This is a genomic window from Moorena sp. SIO3I6, from assembly GCF_010672095.1.
This window is the reverse complement of sequence record NZ_JAAHHU010001303.1, coordinates 1-1443: the sequence shown is the minus strand read 5'-3', so window position 1 is coordinate 1443 and position 1443 is coordinate 1. Positions and strand designations below refer to the sequence as shown.

Here is a 1443-nt window from a genome sequence, read left to right as displayed (position 1 = left end):
TTGGTGTGCTTTTCAACCCCTAAGTGGGAAGGTACCGTTGCCTCTTTACGATCACGCGCCTCTTGGACTTGGGCAAATCTCCCTTGTAAGTCCAGGTTTTCACCATCGACACTCAGGGCAAATTGGAGATTTTTCAGGGTGTATTCATGAGCACACCATACTCGTGTATTATCTGGTAAATCCCTTAGCTTGCTCATGGATTCTACCATTTGGCCTGGTGTTCCTTCAAATAGTCTGCCACAGCCGCCCGCAAATAGGGTGTCGCCACATAAGAGTTCACCGGTTTCACCAGGGACTACTGGGGGAAAGTAGTAGGCAATATGTCCTCTGGTGTGTCCGGGAACGAATAATACTTCACCAAGGCGATCACCAAACTCGACGCGATCGCATTCTTCTAAAAACACCTGTTGACCAGGAATCCGACCCCGGTCTTCAGCTCCCCCATATACACATACATCTGGAAACTGCTGGATCAACTGTCGATTTCCCCCCACATGATCCATGTGATGGTGAGTGTTGAAAATAGCCACTAATTCGGCATCCAGTTCTTTCAGACGCTGTATCACCGGTTTAGCCTCCGCTGGATCAACCACAGCAGCAATATTCTGCTTGGGGTCGTGTAATAAGAAGATATAGTTGTCAGAAAGGGCTGGAAGTCGATAAATCTGCATAGTTTTACACCATCTGTTTCACTTACAATAATTTATAGTTTTTAGTTTTTGAACAACAACAGATGCTAGGTATATTATACCTTACTTTATGATTTTTTATCCTTAGGTATTTCTTGAGCAATTTACCAACTTTATCTTTCTTATTCAACCTACTCTTAAATAGGTTTTTTTTGGATAAACCTCCAATATTTTTCGTGTCCTTAAACCAAAATTATCTGAATCAAAGTTACCCTTGAACACAAGTCCTAGGTAATCAGTAATAGTTAGCGAATCACCAACTAACCTTTATCCATTACCAACTCACTATAGGTACCATTGCTGACACTATTTCATCTTAGAAGTGTATGCATGTTCGGTTAACCCATCACAGATTGGTAGTATTGTCAACCTCCATGACTAGGCGAATGCGCTAGACTAATGATCATATTGGATAGGGACTATTTCTGCCTCGTTGCCCCTATGGTATAGCCTCCGAAGCGAAGGGTGGCTTCCCTTGCTAATTGTATTGCCAATTGTATTCAGGTCCCGACCCTCAATAATTTTAATCTAAGTTAAACACTGCTCTCACATAAAATTAACAGAAGATGTCTAGATTAAATTATAGGACTTACGCCGCCAACCGATTTTATACAGGTGATTACACCTATTTCAACCTTTGATTTATAGCGATGCAGAGGTGCGACCCGTGGCGAATTTAATTCGCCTACGGAAAACGCACCATTACGGTCTTGGGGAGGCAGTGCGGTCTTGGGGGTTCCCCCCATGAGCAACA

General features: G+C 43.0%; 1 protein-coding gene. It reads right to left on the bottom strand.

The genetic code is table 11. From position 1 onward, the window contains the following. A partial coding sequence (gene gloB, locus F6K49_RS48795; protein ID WP_293109921.1) for a hydroxyacylglutathione hydrolase occupies positions 1 to 671 on the bottom strand: 671 nt, incomplete at its 3' end. Positions 672 to 1443: the final 772 nt, after the last annotated feature.